General features: G+C 69.0%; 17 protein-coding genes. 2 read left to right on the top strand and 15 right to left on the bottom strand.

The window, feature by feature from the left end; genetic code table 11:
- Window positions 1–234: 234 nt before the first annotated feature.
- The 8 genes from E3O41_RS13720 to E3O41_RS13685 form a co-directional block, all read right to left on the bottom strand.
- A complete protein-coding gene (locus E3O41_RS13720) occupies window positions 235–1,152 on the bottom strand; it encodes a carbohydrate ABC transporter permease (protein WP_062637304.1) in 918 nt (305 codons plus the stop codon).
- An 8-nt stretch (window positions 1,153–1,160) separates the two neighbouring features.
- Entirely contained in the window at window positions 1,161–2,141 is a 981-nt protein-coding gene (locus E3O41_RS13715; RefSeq protein WP_062637302.1) for a carbohydrate ABC transporter permease, read from the bottom strand.
- Between the two features lie 7 nt (window positions 2,142–2,148).
- On the bottom strand, window positions 2,149–3,054 hold the full coding sequence (locus E3O41_RS13710; protein ID WP_135012821.1) for a phosphodiesterase: 906 nt from the start codon (window positions 3,052–3,054) through the stop codon (window positions 2,149–2,151).
- 18 nt (window positions 3,055–3,072) lie between these two features.
- The gene (locus E3O41_RS13705) at window positions 3,073–3,903 is read right to left on the bottom strand and encodes a tyrosine-protein phosphatase (protein ID WP_005052798.1); all 831 of its coding nucleotides are present in this window, start codon (window positions 3,901–3,903) and stop codon (window positions 3,073–3,075) included.
- Complete coding sequence (locus E3O41_RS13700) at window positions 3,900–5,240, bottom strand: extracellular solute-binding protein (RefSeq protein WP_135012819.1); 1,341 nt, start codon at window positions 5,238–5,240, stop codon at window positions 3,900–3,902. The genes E3O41_RS13705 and E3O41_RS13700 overlap by 4 nt, the downstream gene beginning before the upstream one ends.
- Before the next feature lie 50 nt (window positions 5,241–5,290).
- Window positions 5,291–6,430 carry an ABC transporter ATP-binding protein gene (locus E3O41_RS13695; protein ID WP_062637296.1) on the bottom strand — a complete coding sequence of 380 codons (1,140 nt, stop codon included), beginning with the start codon at window positions 6,428–6,430 and terminating at the stop codon, window positions 5,291–5,293.
- Window positions 6,431–6,532: 102 nt separating this feature from the next.
- Window positions 6,533–7,123, bottom strand: coding sequence for an SIS domain-containing protein (locus tag E3O41_RS13690; protein WP_005052796.1), 591 nt, complete (start codon window positions 7,121–7,123; stop codon window positions 6,533–6,535).
- Window positions 7,039–7,524, bottom strand: coding sequence for a MurR/RpiR family transcriptional regulator (locus E3O41_RS13685; protein WP_082230727.1), 486 nt, complete (start codon window positions 7,522–7,524; stop codon window positions 7,039–7,041). Before E3O41_RS13685 ends, E3O41_RS13690 begins: the two co-directional genes overlap by 85 nt.
- Window positions 7,525–7,572: 48 nt before the next feature.
- Between E3O41_RS13685 and E3O41_RS13680 the strand changes: the two genes are divergently transcribed.
- Entirely contained in the window at window positions 7,573–7,923 is a 351-nt protein-coding gene (locus E3O41_RS13680; protein ID WP_005052795.1) for a hypothetical protein, read from the top strand.
- A gap of 116 nt (window positions 7,924–8,039) precedes the next feature.
- On the opposite strand, the gene E3O41_RS13675 is transcribed toward E3O41_RS13680, so the two are convergent.
- Window positions 8,040–8,249, bottom strand: coding sequence for a hypothetical protein (locus tag E3O41_RS13675; protein ID WP_045245741.1), 210 nt, complete (start codon window positions 8,247–8,249; stop codon window positions 8,040–8,042).
- 302 nt (window positions 8,250–8,551) lie between these two features.
- On the opposite strand from E3O41_RS13675, the gene E3O41_RS13670 reads away from it, so the two are divergent.
- The gene (locus E3O41_RS13670) at window positions 8,552–9,871 is read left to right on the top strand and encodes an ISL3 family transposase (protein WP_425325890.1); all 1,320 of its coding nucleotides are present in this window, start codon (window positions 8,552–8,554) and stop codon (window positions 9,869–9,871) included.
- An 85-nt stretch (window positions 9,872–9,956) separates the two neighbouring features.
- On the opposite strand, the gene E3O41_RS13665 is transcribed toward E3O41_RS13670, so the two are convergent.
- The 6 genes from E3O41_RS13665 to E3O41_RS13645 form a co-directional block, all read right to left on the bottom strand.
- Window positions 9,957–10,280 (bottom strand): histone-like nucleoid-structuring protein Lsr2, encoded by a 324-nt coding sequence (locus E3O41_RS13665; RefSeq protein WP_135012817.1) that lies wholly within the window; start codon window positions 10,278–10,280, stop codon window positions 9,957–9,959.
- 72 nt (window positions 10,281–10,352) lie between these two features.
- Window positions 10,353–11,027: a hypothetical protein gene (locus E3O41_RS13660; protein ID WP_135012815.1), complete on the bottom strand. Its 675-nt coding sequence runs from the start codon at window positions 11,025–11,027 to the stop codon at window positions 10,353–10,355.
- Window positions 11,028–11,139: 112 nt separating this feature from the next.
- Entirely contained in the window at window positions 11,140–12,372 is a 1,233-nt protein-coding gene (locus E3O41_RS13655) for a hypothetical protein (protein ID WP_135012813.1), read from the bottom strand.
- A 104-nt stretch (window positions 12,373–12,476) separates the two neighbouring features.
- Window positions 12,477–12,650: a hypothetical protein gene (locus E3O41_RS14200; RefSeq protein ID WP_162303981.1), complete on the bottom strand. Its 174-nt coding sequence runs from the start codon at window positions 12,648–12,650 to the stop codon at window positions 12,477–12,479.
- A gap of 87 nt (window positions 12,651–12,737) precedes the next feature.
- Window positions 12,738–13,313, bottom strand: coding sequence for a prepilin peptidase (locus tag E3O41_RS13650; protein ID WP_162303980.1), 576 nt, complete (start codon window positions 13,311–13,313; stop codon window positions 12,738–12,740).
- A gap of 229 nt (window positions 13,314–13,542) precedes the next feature.
- Complete coding sequence (locus E3O41_RS13645) at window positions 13,543–16,716, bottom strand: LysM peptidoglycan-binding domain-containing protein (RefSeq protein WP_135012809.1); 3,174 nt, start codon at window positions 16,714–16,716, stop codon at window positions 13,543–13,545.
- Between the last annotated feature and the right edge of the window lie 71 nt (window positions 16,717–16,787).

Below are 16,787 nucleotides of genomic sequence, written 5' to 3'. Positions count from 1 at the left end.
CGTGACGGGACTGTGGGGCGACGATTGACTCGTGCGAGCGCGCGGTAGAAGCTTGGTCGGTCGTACGCGGCGCCAGCTTCGGCCAGCCATGGGAAGTCAACGAGTAGGGGCACGCTTGACGACGCCCGGAAGATCGCCCGCGACCTCCCGCTTGCGTTCGTCGCCCGCAAGGGGATCGGTGCAAGACGTCGCTGCTTTGGGTGGCTTGGTCAGTTCAGCCGTAGGGACGGTGCCTCACTTGAGTCCTGATCGCACGAAGGCGTCGACGACGTATCGCTGGAGGAACACGTAGATGAGCAGCACGGGCACGCAGGCGAGCCCGGCGGCGGCCATCGTCGCGCCCCAGTTGTTTTCCTCGGCGCTCAAGAAGCTGCGCACGCCGACCTGGATGAGTGCATCGCCCTGGCGCATGATGAGCGTCGGCCAGAGGTATTCGTTCCACGCCGAGATGAACGCCATGATCCCGAGCGCGGCGAGCGCCGGCTTCATGTTGGGCACGACGACGGTCCAGAGCGTGGCCCAGCTCGAGCGCCCGTCGAGGTGTGCGGCTTCGATCAGCTCGCGGGGGAAGGCGCGCATGTGCTGCACCATGAGCAGCACGGCGAAGGCTCCGGCGAGCTGGGGGATCACGACGCCCCCGACGGTGCCGAGCAGGCCCATCTGCGACACGAGCACATAGTTGGGGATCATCGTGACCTGGAACGGCACGAGCCACGACCCGATGAAGAGGAACATGAGCAGCTTGCGCCCGCGGAAGTCCCACATGGCGAACCCGTAGGCGGCGAGCACGGCGATGAGCAGCTGCGCCACGGCGAGCATGATCGACATCGCGAAGGTGTTCCACAGCATGTTGCCGATGGGGATGGTGTTCCACACGTAGGCGAAGTTCTCGAGGCTGAGCGGCCAGGGCAGCAGCGTCTGGTCGAGCGCGTTCTCGGGGGCGCGGAAGGCGGTGGCGAACATCCAGTACACGGGGAAGACACTGAACAGCGCGAGCATGATCAGCACGACGTGGCCGGCGATGGTGCCGAGGCGGGTGCGGGATGCCACGGCGACATCTTCCGCCGAAGCGGAAGCCGCCCGCACGCGAGCGCCCTTGTGCAGCACGGTGTCGGCGGCGAGCGCCGGCCCGGTGACGGTGACGAATGACATGGGTGGTCCTAGTTGTCGTAGAAGCTGAGCCGCTCCTGCAGCTCGAGGAAGATGAGTGCGATCACGCCGAACCCGACGAAGAAGATCACCCCGGCCGCCGACGAGATGCCCACGTCGAAGTTCTGGAACCCGAACTGGTACAGCAGGTAGTAGATGTTCGTGGTTGAGTTGGTGGGCCCGCCCTGGGTGAGCAGGTCGATGATCGGGTAGGTCCACTGCGCGGCGAGGAGGATCGTCATGAGCGACAGGAAGACCAGGGTCGGTGAGAGCAGCGGCAAGGTGATGCGTCCGAAGATGCGGCCGGCGCCGGCACCGTCGAGTGCGGCGGCTTGACCGTATTCGGGGCTGATGCCGGCGAAGCCGGCGGCGATCACGAGCACGCCGAAGCCCAGCATCTGCCACCCGACGATGACGATGACGGCCCAGATGGCGAGGTCGGGGTCGCGGAAGACGTTCGGCATGTCGACGCCGAAGTGCGCGAGCACGGTGGCGAATGCCCCCTGCTCGGCGAACAGCCACCGCCACACGGCGCTGGTGGCGACGGGGGTGATGAGGAACGGCACGAAGATCAGCGCCTGATAGAAGGTGCGCATTCGCCCCCGCACCTGCCGTGACATGACGGCGATCGCGATCGGCAGCACGAGCGAGAAGACGAAGAACGCGGCGATGTAGACGACGGTGTTCAGCAGCGCGGTGTGCAGCTCGGGCAGCGCCAGCACCTCGGCGTAGTTCGACCCGCCGACGAACGTCTTGGGGCTTGTGGGCAGCAGGTTCCAGTCGTAGAACGACAGGCCGAACGTCTGGGCGAGGGGACTGTAGGTCCAGAGGATGAGGAACGCGGTGCCCGGCAGCACATACAGGTAGGGCAGCAGGCTCTGGGGCCGAAAGCGCGAGCGGCGCACGACGGGCGCGGATGCCTCGGCCGGAGCCGCGCCCGCTCCCTCGGCCGGCGCAGCGGCGGCCGAGGGAGCGGAGACGGTGACGAACATGGGCTGACTACTCTCCCGCCAACGCGTTGACGGCGGCGAGCTGCTCGTCGGGGGTCATGTTCATGAACGCCTCGAGCATCTCGGGAGTCATCTCGTAGACGGTCGGGAACTGCCCGATCGGCACGACGGAGTGCAGCACCCGGTCGCCGTAGACGTGCACGAGGTTGTAGGACTGGCCGCCGTCCTGGCCGCGGGCACCGGGGTAGGCGACGGCGAGGTCCAGCGTGTAGCAGGTCGCCGACGCGACCGACACGGGCACGCCCGCGAACGTGCTGGTGGTCGAGTAGTGCAGGTGACCGCCCAGGATGCCGCGCACGTCGGTGCCCCGGATGACCTCGGCGAGGCGCTCCTGGTCGCGCAGCTCGAACAGGGCGCCGAGCCCGAGCGGGCTCGGCACGGGCGGGTGGTGCAGCGCGATGAGGGTGCCGTCGGGCGCGGGGACTTCGAGCTCGCGGCGCAGCCACGCCAACTGCTCGTCGCTGATCTCGCCGTGGTGCTGCCCGGGCACCGTCGAGTCGAGCGCGATGATGCGCAGACCGTTGACGTCGTAGACGCGGTCGACGGGCTCGGACTGGTCGGCCTCCTCGTCGAGCAGGCCGCGGCGGAACGCGACGCGCTCGTCGTGATTGCCCATCACCCAGATCACCTGGGCACCGAGCTTCTCGGCGGCGGGCTCGACGATGGCCCGCAGGCGCTCGTAGGCGTCGGGGCGGCCGGTGTCGGCGAGGTCGCCGGTGAACACGATCGCTTCGGGGCGGGCGTTGGCCTTGGTGAAGCCGTCGAACAGCTCTGCGAGGTTCTTGTCACTGTCGATGCGCTCGTACAGCAGGTCGCCGTCGCCCACGAAGTGGGTGTCAGAGACATGCAGGATGAAGTGCTCGGGAGCGGGATGCTGGCTCGCGATGTGCGACATGGTGTGTGTTCCTTCCGATCAGACCGCGGTGGCGGCGGGGTCGATGATCACGGCGGTGAGACGCTCGAGCTCGGTGGGGGTGAGTCCGTGGGCGAGGAGGTAGGCGCTGATCGACCCGTGCTCGCGGTCGATGCGCTCGAGCAGCGCCTCGAGCACCTCGGCGGGGCTCTCGGTGATGAGTTCGACCATTCCCGCGGTCAGTTCGATGCCGCGCTGTTCGAAGACGGCGGTCATCGCGTCTGACCACTCGCCGCGCAGGTTCTCGGCGGTGGCGGCGTAGTCGGCCACGACGTCGTCGCGGTCGACCCCGGCGGCGGCGAGCGCGAAGGCCACGACGAGACCGGTGCGGTCTTTGCCGGCGGTGCAGTGCACGAGCACCGCGTCGTCGTCGTCAGCCGCGATGATCACCCGGATCGCGTCGACCAGCTGCGCCCCGCGCTCGTCGACGATGTGGTCGTAGACGGGCACGAGTCCGACGTGCGTGGTGGCCTGCGCGGCCGGGTCGGCGTCGTCGAACACGGGCAGGTGGTGCACGGTGACCTCGAGCCCGTCGACCGCGCTCGGCGCTGTGGCGCGCTCGTCGCCGCCGCGCAGGTCGATGATGTGGGCGACGCCGATCTCGGCCAGCCGGTCGCGACCGGTCGCGTCGATGCGGTGCAGAGCATCTGACCGCAGCAGCTTGCCCCACCGGCTGGTGCCGCCGGCTGCACGGTAGCCGCCGGTGTCGCGCAGGTTGTAGAGGCCGGCCACGGCGTGGCGACGCTCACGAGGCGCCGCGGTCGCGGCATCCGGCGACGAAGCGGCCGCGGCATCCGTCGCCGAAGGCGTCAGGTCGAGGTCGATGGTCATTCGATCAGCCCCTGCGCGCGCTCGGCGGCCTCGGTCATAGTGGCGGCCGGGTCGGCGCCGTAGAAGACCGCGTCTTCGATGGCGGTGGCGAGCACCTGGTCGACCTGGGCGTAGCTGTCGCCGGGGTACGACACCCACGGCTCGAGCGCGTCGAGCTGCTCGAGGTTGGGCTTCACGAGCGGGTTGGCTTCGACCCAGTCATAGAGCGGTCCGCCCTCGTCGGCCATGCTGCTGCGCAGCGGTAGGTACCCGATCTGGGTCGAGATGATCTCGTAGGCGCGGGGGCTGGTCATGAACTGCATGAGCTCCCACGCGGCGGCCTGCTTGGCGGGGTCGGTGGCGAACATCGCGAGGAACGAGCCCGAGTTGGTGGGCACGACCGCCTGGTCTCCGAACGCGGGCAGGGTGCGAGCGTCGAGGGTCCAGCCACCGGCCTCGGCGCCCATCATGAACGCGCCCTGCATGCCCGAGCTGTTGACGTGGATCGCGGTCTTCCCCTGCGCGAACGCCTCGTACTGGCTGGTGAAGTCCTCGTTGGTGAGCACGCCGTCCTCGTACATCTCGGTGAAGGTCGCGACCGTATCGATCGCGGCGTCCGAGCCGAACTCGATCGTCGTGCGGTCATCGCTCAGCACCTGGGCGCCGTTCGAGAGGAAGAGGCCCTGCATGCACCAGCTGCCGCTGGTGACCACGCACCACACGCTCATCGAGGGGGCACCGGTGGACTCGGTGATCTGCGCGGCGGCGTCGGCGACAGCATCCCACGTCGACAGATCGACGGTCTCGGGGTCGAGGCCTGCGGCGGTGAACTGGTCTTCGTTGATCCACAGGATGGGAGTCGAGAAGACGTAGGGCAGGCCGTAGGTGGCGTCGTCCCAGTCGGCGAGCACGGCGGCGCGCTCGTGGTAGGGGTAGTCGCCCCCGAACTGATCGGCGAGGCCCTCGTCGCCCACGAGGGTGCTGAGGTTCTGCGCGCCGAGGGTGGTGGCGGCGAAGTCGAGCTCGTTGAAGGTCAGCTGCGCGATGTCGGGCGCTTGCCCGGCGAGCAGCTGCTGCTGCACGCTCGCGGCGGTGCTGGTCAACGGGCTGGGCTGGCCGACGACGGTAATGTTCGGGTTCTCGTCCATGAACTCGTCCAGCAGCTGGTTGATGGCATCCGAAAAGGTGCCGACGTTCGCGAGGTTGTACGACTCGAAGACGATCTCGACCTGCTGGTCGTCGGTCAGCTCGGTGAGCGAGCCGGATGCCGCGGGCGCGCTGCCTGCGCATCCGGCGAGGGCGGCGGCGCCGACGATCGCCGCGGTGGCGAAGACGGCGCGACGGGCACGGGTGTTCATGATTTCTCCTGGGTAGGGGTGAGGGGCAGAACGAAGGGAGGGAAGGCGGCTCAGGCGGTGACGAGCTCGTGCGCGGCCGGGTCGGCCACGGGTGCATCGGCGACCCACTCGAGCCGGCGGCCCGAGGCCCGGTCGAACAGGTGCACGTTCTCGGGCGCGGCGGTGAGCACGATGTCGTCGCCGGGGGTGGCGATGACCTCGCGCGAGGTGCGCACGTAGACCTCGCGCCCGGCGACGAGGCACGTGACGATCTGCTCACCGCCGAGGTTCTCGACCAGGTCGATGCGGCCGGCGATGCGCACGCCCCGGGTGTCGGATGCCGCGTGCGCAGACGCGATCGTGAGCTTCTCGGGCCGCACGCCGAGCACGACATCGAGGTCGGGCACGTCTCCCGGCCACAGGCCGCCGGCGATGCCGTCGGCGGTGACGGCGATGCTGCCGTCGATCGTGACGATGCGGGCGTCGACGAGGTTCATGGCCGGGCTGCCGAGGAAGCCGGCGACGAACACCGACTCGGGCCGGTCGTACACCTGCTCGGGGGTGCCGTACTGCTCGATGCGGCCGGCGTTGAGCACCACGATTTTCGTCGCCATGGTCATGGCTTCGACCTGGTCGTGGGTGACGTAGACGAACGTGGCGCCGAGGCGCCGGTGCAGGGCGGTGAGCTCGTGGCGGGTCTGGGTGCGCAGCTTCGCGTCGAGGTTCGACAGCGGCTCGTCCATCAGGAACGCCTTGGGGTTGCGCACGAGGGCGCGGCCGACGGCGACGCGCTGGCGCTGCCCGCCCGAGAGCTCTTTGGGCTTGCGGTCGAGCAGGTGGCCGATCTCGAGGCTGTCGGCGACCTCCTGCACGCGGGTCGCGATCTCGGCGGCGCCGAGGCGCTGCGTCTTGAGCGGGAACGCGAGGTTCTTGCGCACGCTCAGGTGCGGGTAGAGCGCGTAGCTCTGGAAGACCATCGCGAGGTCGCGCTTCTTCGACGGGAGGTCGGTGATGTCGTCGCCGTCGAGGTGGATGCGGCCGGCCGTGGGCTCGAGCAGGCCGGCGATCATGCGCAGCAGGGTGGTCTTGCCGCAGCCCGAGGGGCCGAGCAAGACGACGAACCCGCCGTCTTCGATGATCAGGTCGATATCACTGACGGCGGCGGTGCTCTTGAAGGAGCGACCGACACCAGAGAGCTGGATCGTTCCCATGAGTCGCCTTCTGCAAGCGACCTGACGAACCGGGGCCTTCCCGCGAAATCCGCTTGCAGAGCTATTGCAATCGAGGAAAGTGAATTTCCTGCAAACGGAGTGTCAACGCCCATCGCCGTGGTCGATAACGTCTGGCACGTCGGATGCCTCGGCGTCGGAGCCGTCGTCGGCGACGATGTCGAGCACCTCTTCGCGCACCGCGAGGCGCGCGCGGTCGGCGGCGTCGCTCATGCGGTCGGCGACGGCGATCTGCAGGGCGTTGAGCACGAGCAGCTGTACGAGCCCGCTGCCGAGAATGCCTTGATCCCACGCCTGGAAGCGCGCACCGGCGACGAGCAGGTGGTCGGCGCGGGTGGTGAGCGGGGTACGGGCGAAGCTCGTGACCCCGATCACGGTGGCGCCGGCGTCGACGGCGGCGTCCGCAACCGCGAGGGTCACCGAGTTGGCGCCACTCGAGCTGACGATGAGGCACACATCACCGGGGGCGAGCACGCGGGCGGTGAGGTGGGCGACCACGCCGTCAGCGGGCGCTTCGCAGGGCCGGCCGTTGACGGCGAACGCGACGGCCGACGCCTGGGCGGCGGCGTGCGAGGCGCCGGTGCCCGAGATCAGCAGGCGCGGCGCGCGGGCGATGGCGTCGGCAGCGGCGTCGAACGCGACCGGGTCGATCGAGGCGAGCGCGGTCTGCAGCATCCCACCCGCCCCTCGGCCAGCCACCGCAGAAAGCCCTCGGTGCCGGCGGGTGCGTCGGGCGCGGCGGTGGCGTCGGCGGCGAGGTCACGCACGAGCAGCATGCGCAGGTGCTGAAAGCTGCGCAGCCCCAGCGCCTGGGCGGTGCGGCTGACGGTGGCCGGCGACGTGTTGGCGGCTTCGGCGAGGTCGGCGCCCGACATGTCGACCACGTCGTGGGGTCGCTCGGCGCAGATGCGGGCGACGCGCTGCGCGCTCGGTACGAGCGACGGCAGGATCGAGAGGATGTGGTCGATGGTTCCGCCGAGCGGCGGCTCGTTGAGGGGCGAGTTCATGTAGCCGGTGATCACCTTTCGGGTTCGCCGCACATCGTATGGGCGCAATGCGACCACGACCCCAACCATAGGTGAACGCAGCGTTCATCGCCTCCGCTATCCGCGAAAGGCAATTTCATGACCTCCCTGCGTCCGCTCGAGCTCCCGAACAGTGCCATGCCCGCAAGGAAGTCGGCCAAGGGTGACTCGACCGAAGACGCCCACCTCGAGCGCCGCGATGGCGCCTACGATGACCGTCCGTGCGAGCCAGAGCCACGTGATCTGTCGATCCCGGCGGTCAAGCGCTCGAACGTTCCGCACGTCGATGTTCCGCTGGCGGGGGCGCCGGGGCAGCAGACACCGGTAACCAACGACGCGAAGAAGCCTGCCACGACGATGACGCCCGCAGCGCGGAACCAGAGGGCGGGGGCGACGCGCGAAACTGATCCTGCTCATGGCCCGATCAGACCGATGGCCACTCAGACGTGAAAGGGGAGACATCGCGCCCGGGCCGAACCGTCGCACGCTGACGTCCCCTCACCGCGCAGTGCCCGCAAGGGGATGGTAGATGGGCGAGCAGTTCTGGGACTCTGGTCGACGATTCTTCAGCTCGCCTGTGGAAGTCCCTGGGACAACGCCTGTCGGATTCTCCAAACAGGAAAACCGCTGAGCTGCGCAATCAAGTCCACATCGAACTCGTGCTCGAAGTAGGCCACCCGCACCGCCCGGATGCGCGACGGATTGTCACCGAAAGCCAGTGTGAACTCGGTGGCGTAGCGCTCCCAGACGCTGAACTCATACCCCGGTGCCGTCACGATGCATTCACCTCATCCCGGGTGCAACTCTCAGGAGTGGTCGCGGTGCTAATGCGATGCTACGACACCCGTGTTAACGCCAGGACACAAGGAGATTCCGGGAAAGCTCGCTACGCACGGTGTGCACCGATACGGGGATGGCCCGCCCGGGGTGCATGGTTCACACCGGGGTGACCAAGGGAATTGGGGGCTCTTCGGACATGCGGTGGGGGTGAGGCTCGCCGGGTGATGGTCGGCGGGTAGGGGTCGAGGTCCCCGAGGATCAGTAGCGCCAACTGCTGATCCATCACGAGGACCTCGACGTGCTTCACCCTACTTCGGGGTGCGCTGACGCGCGCTCTGCCGCTGATCCGTGTTACCGCTGCGATCTGCTGGTCGGTCTCGACGGCGTCCATGTCGAGCACGTTGACCGCCGCGACGGGCTGCTGATCGTCACCGTTTCGACACCGGCGGCGCCGACCGGGTGCCCGTTGTGCGGGGTCGTGGCGATCGGTCGAGGGCGCCGCCGTCGAGTGTTGCATGACGTGCCGGGCGTGACGCGGGTGCGGATCGTCTGTCGGCAACGGGTCTGGCGATGCGGCGACGTGGGCTGTGCCAAGAAGACGTTCGTGGAGCAGCTTCCCTCGCTGGTCGCTCGGCGCGGGTCGCTCACAAGGCGAGCCGTCGACTGGGCGATCGGGCAGCTGCGCCGCGAGCACGCCACGATCGAAGGACTACGTCGTCAGCTCGGGACATCGTGGAAGACGGTGTGGCGGGCTGTTGAGCCTGAACTGGTGCGGTTGGCAGCCGACGAGTCCCGGTTCGAGAACGTGACCACGCTCGGCGTCGACGAGCACATCTGGCATCACGTCGACCACCGCAAGCGGGGCCCGAAGGAACTGACCGGCATGGTCGACCTCAGCCGCGACAGCACCGGGAAGACGCGGGCCAGGCTGCTCGACCTCGTGCCGGGCAGATCGGGGAAGGCATACGCGTCCTGGCTCAGCGAGCGGGGCGAAGCGTTCCGAAAGAACGTGAAGGTGGCGGCGCTGGACCCGTTCGCGGGCTACAAGACTGCGATCGATGACACGCTCGAAGACGCGGTCGCTGTGCTGGACGCGTTCCATGTCGTCAAGCTCGGCACCGCCGCCGTCGACGAGGTCCGCCGCCGCGTCCAGCAAGACACCCTCGGGCATCGCGGTCGGAAGGGCGACCCGCTCTACGGGATTCAGACCATCCTCCGTGCCGGGGCCGAGAACCTCACCGACAAGCAGCGGATCCGGCTGACCGCGGCAATCGAGGCCGATCCTGCGCACGACGAGGTGTTCGTCGCGTGGCAGTGCGCACAGCAGCTGCGCTCTGCCTACCACGCGAAGGACCTGACCGAGGGGCGGCGGATCGCCGAGAGGGTGGTCGACACGTTCCACACCTGCCCGATCCCCGAGATCGCCCGCCTCGGCCGCACCCTCCGCCGCTGGCGTTCAGCGTTCCTGGCGTACTTCACCACGAGCCGCGCGAACAACGGCGGCACCGAGGCGATCAACGGGATCATCGAGCTCCACCGCCGCCTCGCCCGCGGCTATCGCAACCGCGAGAACTACCGCCTCCGCATGCTCCTCACCGCCGGCGGACTCACCCCATGACCCCCCCACCGGATGTCCGAAGAGCCGGTTATCCCGTCACGGAGCACTGGCGCGCAGCGCGCGGCTCAGCCCAGGAGTGACCGCGTCAGTGCGCCGCGTCGTACGCCTCGAGGATGGCCGCGGGAACCCTGCCGCGATCGCTGACCTGGTGTCCGTTCTGACGGGCCCATTCACGCACCGTGTTGAGATCGGCCCGTCCGCCCCGCGACGTCCTCGCCAGACGCCGGGTGGCTGCGCCGATGCGGCGCGCGCTCTTGGCCCAGGCCTCGAACTCGCCTCGGATCTTCGCGGCGTTGTCGGTGGAGAGATCGATCTCGAATTGCTTTCCGTCGATCGCGAAGGTCACAGTCTCCGCGGCTTCTGTGCCGTCGATGTCGTCAACCAGCGTGGTGATGATCTTGCGAGCCAAAAGGGCGTCCTCCACATCCAGGGGTAGTCCTGGTGCGACCTTATCGACACCTCGCTCTCGCGCGTGTATCTGCTATTCCTCCGCGTCCGCGTCATAGCGGTCAAGACCTTCTCGCGAATACTCCAGCAGCTGGTGCAGATAGAGAGATTCCAGCGTTTCCCGGTCCAACTCGGAGATGCTGCTTTTCAGTTCTCGGAGCGCCGCGTCGGCGGCTGAGCGGTCCCCGTCCGCATAGTTCTGATCGTCCACGGCGATGATGTAGGACATCGCGGCTTGGACGAGGTCGTCATCGGCAATCCGGGTCTCGCGCCACGGATTACGGTTCACCTCGAGCTGCTGCTGGAGGTGGTACCAGGCACGGCGCTCCTCCCGCTCACGACGCGCCCGCTCGAATGGTCGTTGCAGCGCCTCCGGCACACTGTGCGGCGCCGGGTGATCGATGCGCGGCCAGCTCTCGGTGGGAAGCCAGCGACGCAGCATCCCTCCGCGCTCGCCGCCGCGGTCGGTGTGGAGGTGGCGGGCACGGCGATTGCCGTCGGTGCCGACAGGATCGAGCGCCCACGAATGGAGGAAACTGTGCAGGTAGTGGGGCTCGACGTGGAATGTGATGAGCCTGTCCGAGCGAAGCGCCCAGGCAAGGGGCGGAAAGATGTCATCGTCCTGGATGACAATCGTGCGGTCAATCACCCAGGTGCTCTTACCCTGCTGCTCGATCGCGTCGTCTCGCCATGCCACTCCGTCGCTCACTTGTTCCTCCCGCGCCTGCGAATAGGTTCAGCTGCTGCCGCCGCCCCTCTCTGCGACCATCCTGTCGAAAGGTGCTGGCGGAGTGAGCGGGACAGTCGACGAGCCGTTCTCGTCACGCCGTAGCGGGCATCGGAGCAGGAAACGCGAGTCGGCCGTCTGCGGCGGCGGTGACGGATCCTGACCCGAGGAACAGGTCGTCGAGAGAGTCGTCGTCCGATCGGAATCCGAGCAGTTCGAGCACCCATCGTGTCCAGGCATCGGGCTTGCGTCCGACGAATCCGGATCTGTACGGGATCCCCGCGGTCAGCACGTCCGAGACGGCCAGGTCGGTGCCATGGGCGCTGCGGCCGGCGGGGCTGCGGACGATCACCGGCTCCCATTGCGATGCAATGCGCGAGCCGCTGGGGACGGCGTTTCCGCGATGCCACACCGCGACGCGGACACCGCCAGCTCGCAGCTGCTCGTCCAGGCGCGACAGGTACAGCCCGAGCGTGGCTGGTGCTGCGGCGAGCGCCCAGCCGTCATAGTCCGTCTGCAGACGGTCGAGGAGCTGGAGGTGGGTGGCGGGGTGGTCCCAGGTGGCGGCGTGGTCGTGGTGGTCGGGTTTGCCGGTTCCTGATGCGTGTCCGCGGCCGGTGCCGTACCAGCGGTTGGCGCGGCCGAGGTAGGGCGGGTCGGCGATTGCGAGGCGTGCCATGCGCGGGGCTGGGAGCCGGATGGTCACGCCGGATCGGTTGTAGCCGTGGAAGGTCGCGTGGCCGATGGGGAGGGTGTCGGGGATCTCAACGCCGAAGGTCTTGAGCAGGTCGTAGAGCGGGTCCATACCGTCCGGGCGGCCGAGCACGGTGATCGCCATCTGGGACAGCTCGCGAACGGTGATGGTGGGGGTGTGGTCGGAGACGATCACCACGTGCATCCCTGCCGAGCGTCCGAGGGAGATCAGGTCGTCGATGCGGTCGAGGAACTGGCAGCGGTCGTAGGTGTTGAGCGTGTAGAGCAGCTGCTGGAAGTCGTCGATGATGACCAGGCGAGGGGCGGGCTTGGGTTCTCCGGCCGTGATCGCGTCGTAGCGTCGCGCCATCTCGTCGAGCTCTGCGTTGATGGCGAGCAGGGCGATGTGGGGGTCGGTGCTGACAAGCGCGTTGGGGTGGACTGTGGTGAGTCGGTAGTGGCCGGTGCCGATGATGCGCACGGAGCCTGCCAGGTCGTCGATGATGCGGTCGGTGGTGCGTCGGATGAGGTGATCTTTGCCGCGTCCGGCCTGGGCGAGCACGAGCAGGTGCGCGTCGAGCTCGAGCTGCCAGGCGGTGAAGAAGTCCTCGGCTTCGATGGTTGCAGTGGTCACGGTGTCTCCTCCGTTGGTGGAGGGTGGATCCCCTCCTACCTACAAGGGGTGGGTGGTCGTGGCTGGTGTCGACAAGCTCGCCGGCCGCTCCGGTGCCGGCTGCGTTAGGGCCAGAGGAAGTCGGCTGGGGCCGGGAGCGGCAGGTCTGGGTACCTGGGCTCGTTCGCGAGGTCGTCGACCATCTGCGCGTAGTCCGCGGCGAACGCGTCCGGCTCGTCGACTCCCGCGGTGACGGCGTAGTCGTGTGCCTTCTCCCAGGCGGTGTCGAAGGTGCTCATGCCCGTCCTCCTCTGACGTCGAGGGGCGGATCCCCTCTTACCTACAAGGGGTGGGCGGCACCGGGTCGAGTCGACACTTCGCCGGGCTCAGGAGGTGAGCAGCTGCGTGATGAGGATGATGCCGATGGCTGCGGCAGCGATGTCGGGGCCGTGGGCGAGCTTGCTCTTGCGTGCTCGGGCGCCACGGATCACACGACGGGCCGCGCCGGTGAGGATCGCGAGCGGGACCAGGTAGATCGCCAGCGGGCCCGCATAGAGGGCGACGATGAGGGCGAGCGCTGCGGCGAACTTCGCGTCGCCGAATCCGAACCAGCCGGCCATGCCCATGACTGCGTACGTGATGAACACGACGGCCGCCGCGATCGCTGGCCAGGCTGCGGCCCAGACGTCGGTGGTGAACAGGGCCGTGGCGACGACCTGCACGGCGCCGGCGGCCGCGAGCGGACCGACGTACCGGTTGGGCAACGTGAAGGTGCGGTGGTCGACCACGGCGATCGCGGCGGCGGCGATCGCCGTGGCGGCCAGGAGCGCCCACCGGTGCGTGCCCGGCCCGAGAAGCGGGTACAGCGCGGCGATCGCCACGCTGGCCAGGAGCGCGCCGGAGAGCCATCGCCCCGCGCCCGATGCCGCGGTGGCTCGGGGGGCCGCTTCGCTCACGCTCACGCTCACCATGGTGCTCTTCTCGCTCAGCAGCCCGATGCGGCGGGGAGGCGGAAGGTCAGGGGCTTCGTGCTGAACGACGCACGCGCGGTGCGCAGGAACTCAGCCTCGGGATCCTGGAGCGCGAACAGGCCGGGCCCTGTCGGGAGCGGAGCCCAGCTGCTCAGGCGAGCGGTCCGGCCCCTGCCGGGCTTGCCGATCATCATCGCGTGGATATTCATCGTCACTCCGCTCAGCGTGCAAGGCCCTTGTCGAGCAGCTTCTGGGTCGCCTCGTCGAGTTCGATGTCCGTGCCGAGGGCGGCGTACATGTCCTCGACTGCGTGGTCGAATGCGTCGCGATCGCCGGCATGCAGCGCGGTCTCCAGCTCGAGCCGCCATCCGTGCTCGTTGAGCGAGTCGACGGACTTGGCCATGCCTGCTGCAAGCCGTGCCTGGTCGAAGCCCCCCGCGGCCATGGCGCGATGGGCGAGCTCGTCGGCAGCGTCGAGGATGTCCTGCATCATCAGCTGCTCGAACGGCTCGCGCCACAGCCACCAGCCACGCGCGCGGTGCGCTTCGGCGCCCTCGAACGGTGCCCCGCGCACAAAGCGGATCGCCGCGACGAGGTTCTCGTTCGGGGTGGCCTTGAGATCCGGGCCGATCAGCTCCCGGAAGTCATGCCAGTCGGTGCGGATCATCGGGTGGCTCGAGAAGCCGGTGTCCTTGCGCGCCTCGGGCAGCAGCTGGTTGCCGTCCGGGTCGTGGCCGATCGCCAGGCGGATGCGCTTGGCCAGCTGGCGGACGTCGTTGTTGCTCGGCTCGTGCTTCCCGGGCCAGAGGCGCTTCTGCACGGTCGAGCCAGGCACGGGCCCGTCCTGCAGCGCGAGGAACGACAGCATCTCCACGGCGCGGCCGGGGATCTTCTCAGGCAGGTTGAACGCCGCGATCGGCCCCATGAGGCGGATGTACGGCGCCGGCCAGTCCGGTACGTCAACCGGCGCATCCACGGGCTCCTCGGCGGGCGCGACAGTCTCGGCGACGACGACGGCGGGCTCCGCCTCAGCCTCGGGCTCGGGCTCGGGCTCGGGCTCGGGCTCGGGCTCGGGCTCGGGCTCGGGCTCGGGCTCGGGCGACACGATCTCACCCGCGCCGACCACGTCGACGGTCTCGCCGTCAGCAACGGTCGGAGCCGCCTGAACGTCACCGCCCTCGGCATGCACCTCGGCCTCGGCGCCCACCTCAGCCGCCGTGGTGTCCACTCCGCTCTCCGCGATGTCCGATCCGACGCCGACCGTGTCCACCTCCGCACTGGCGATGTCCTCCTCGGCGCTCGCCGCAGTGTCGGCCTCAGGCTCATCGGCGTGTGCGGCGGGAGCGACTGGGATCGGGCCGGTGGCGTCGCGGGTTGTGACGTCGAACAGCTCGAGGAGCGCGTCGAGCTCCGCCCCGGCGAGGATCTGCGGGTGGAACGGCAGCGGCGGCAGCTGACCTCCGGAGTGGTACTCGGCGTTGTAGACGGCGGGCTTCTCGTCGCCGCTGGCATCCGTGCCGGGCTCCTGCTGGCCGGTGATGACGATGGTCGCACCCGCGGTGAGCGCGTCGCCGCTGGAGACGGTGGCGATCCCCAGGCGCGGCATCCGCTCGACGAGCTCGGCGAGCTGGTCGCGGTGCTCTCCCTCGGGAGCCTGGGCGAGCAGGATGATGTGCGGCGCCCAGGACTCGTCTTCGCTGGCCCGCACGCGAGCGTCGTGGACGTCGATGGCCCCGTAGGAGTCCAGCGCACCGCGTCGGTCCTCCAGGTCGGCGCGGAGGTTCCGGATCAGGGCCGCGGTGTCGTCGACGTGGTTGATGCGGATCCGGTCCAGGTCGCGCGCGAGCCCTTCGGGCATGCCGACGATGGTCAGCTGCAGCTCGTCGGCCCAGGGGTTCTCGGCGAGCTCGACGGCGAGCGCGTTGAGCATGCCGACGGCGGCGAGCTCGTCTCCGGTGACGTTGAGGGAGCCGATCTGCTCGAGGTCGAGCATGAGCACTCCCCCGGCGTCGTCGATGCCGATGGTGACCAGCGCCGGGTACGGCGCGATCGTCGACGCCTCGGGCGGGATCGCTGTCCCGGGGCGCACGATCCATGCGGTGCCGTCGGCAGCGACGGCCTCGAACGGTGCCGGGAGGTCGGCCGGCTCCGCCAGGTACACGGCGACCTCTTCGCCGGCAAGCCTCACGGCGAGCAGCTCGGGCAGCCGCTCGCCGGAGTCTTGGGCCCACGCCTGCAGCGTGCGCAGCGCATTGTCGATGTCCTCGATCCCGGCCGGGTTCTCCACGATCCGCATCTCGAGCTCGAGGTCGGCGGCCGCGCTGTCAGGCGCGGGCATCGCGATGCGCTCGCCGACCTGGCGGCGGTTGCGCTGCTGTAGCCGACGGCGGCCGATGGCAACAAGTAGACCGGCCGCGAGGACCCCGGCGATCCCTCCGCCGGTCGCGAGCGGGATGGCGACATCGAACGACTCGCCCTCGTCGACGTCGCCAGCTGGAGCGCTGTTCTGCGCGGAGGTGGAGCCCTCCTGCGAGGTGGCGGGTTCGTCGACGGTGGCGTCCTCGCCGGCATCGGCGGTGCCGCTTCCGCCGCCCGCTGCACCGGCGCCGGCACCGCCAGGCTGCTCCTGGTCGACGTCGGGCGATGCGGGGGGAGCATCGTCCGTGCTGTCGGTGGGAGCGGGCGGCGCCGGCGCCGGGGGCTCAGCGGTCGGCGCGGGCTCCACCCCGGGGATAGTCAGCTCCCAGCCGGGGTAGATGAGGTCTGGATCGGTGAGGGAGCCGCCGCCTTCCTGCGGGCCGACGTTCGCTTGGAAGATCTCGCCGTATCGGGCGCCGTCTCCGAGCTCGTCCTCCGCGATCGCCCAGAGCGTGTCCCCGGACTGCACGACGTGCACCGCGTCCTGCTCCTCCTCGGGCGCTTGCACGGGCGTCTGCGCCGCGGCAGGAGCGGCAGGGGCCGCCTGAGGTGCCTCAGCGACGTCGTCGGCGCTTTCGCTGGCGGTAACGGTGATGGTCTCGGCGTGCGCCGGCGTGGCGGCCAGGCCGCTGAACCCTGTGAACATGACGGCGACGGCGGCGACCATCGTGGCGGCCATCTTCTGCTGTCCACGGAGCATCGGGGCGCGCTTGCGGGTCGTGCGTCCGGCGATCGCGGCTGCGATCTCTCCCAGCAGCGGGAAGGCGAAGAACGCCCACGCGATCCAGCAGAACATCGGGAGGATCTTCGTCAGCAGCAGCACGTTGCCGTAGTCGGGCCGGAACGACACCAGCTGCTGCAGCTGCTCGAGCGAGGGCAGCGGGTTCCCGACAGCCCAGATCAGCGCCGCAGGGATGCCGACGAGGATCGCGGCGATACCGACCAACGACACCAGACCCTTGAGAAACTTCGTCATCCTGCGACCTCCTCAGATCCGTACGAACGTATCGGCGATGTCCGTCACCCGCTGCGAGTCACTTCACACCT

Origin of the sequence: Microbacterium sediminis (assembly GCF_004564075.1) — a bacterium.
In the GTDB taxonomy this organism is placed as follows: Bacteria; Actinomycetota; Actinomycetes; order Actinomycetales; family Microbacteriaceae; genus Microbacterium; species Microbacterium sediminis.
This window is presented reverse-complemented; position numbering and strand designations above follow the sequence as displayed.

Excerpts from the sequence above, each read along its gene's own strand:
- E3O41_RS13645 (WP_135012809.1), bottom strand. The coding sequence starts at position 16,716 with ATGACGAAGTTTCTCAAGGGTCTGGTGTCGTTGGTCGGTATCGCCGCG.
- E3O41_RS13695 (WP_062637296.1), bottom strand. The coding sequence starts at position 6,430 with ATGGGAACGATCCAGCTCTCTGGTGTCGGTCGCTCCTTCAAGAGCACC.
- E3O41_RS13710 (WP_135012821.1), bottom strand. The coding sequence starts at position 3,054 with ATGTCGCACATCGCGAGCCAGCATCCCGCTCCCGAGCACTTCATCCTG.
- E3O41_RS13680 (WP_005052795.1), top strand. The coding sequence starts at position 7,573 with ATGACCTCCCTGCGTCCGCTCGAGCTCCCGAACAGTGCCATGCCCGCA.
- E3O41_RS13720 (WP_062637304.1), bottom strand. The coding sequence starts at position 1,152 with ATGTCATTCGTCACCGTCACCGGGCCGGCGCTCGCCGCCGACACCGTG.
- E3O41_RS13705 (WP_005052798.1), bottom strand. The coding sequence starts at position 3,903 with ATGACCATCGACCTCGACCTGACGCCTTCGGCGACGGATGCCGCGGCC.
- E3O41_RS13700 (WP_135012819.1), bottom strand. The coding sequence starts at position 5,240 with ATGAACACCCGTGCCCGTCGCGCCGTCTTCGCCACCGCGGCGATCGTC.
- E3O41_RS13690 (WP_005052796.1), bottom strand. The coding sequence starts at position 7,123 with ATGCTGCAGACCGCGCTCGCCTCGATCGACCCGGTCGCGTTCGACGCC.
- E3O41_RS13715 (WP_062637302.1), bottom strand. The coding sequence starts at position 2,141 with ATGTTCGTCACCGTCTCCGCTCCCTCGGCCGCCGCTGCGCCGGCCGAG.
- E3O41_RS13685 (WP_082230727.1), bottom strand. The coding sequence starts at position 7,524 with ATGGTTGGGGTCGTGGTCGCATTGCGCCCATACGATGTGCGGCGAACC.
- E3O41_RS14200 (WP_162303981.1), bottom strand. The coding sequence starts at position 12,650 with ATGAGCACCTTCGACACCGCCTGGGAGAAGGCACACGACTACGCCGTC.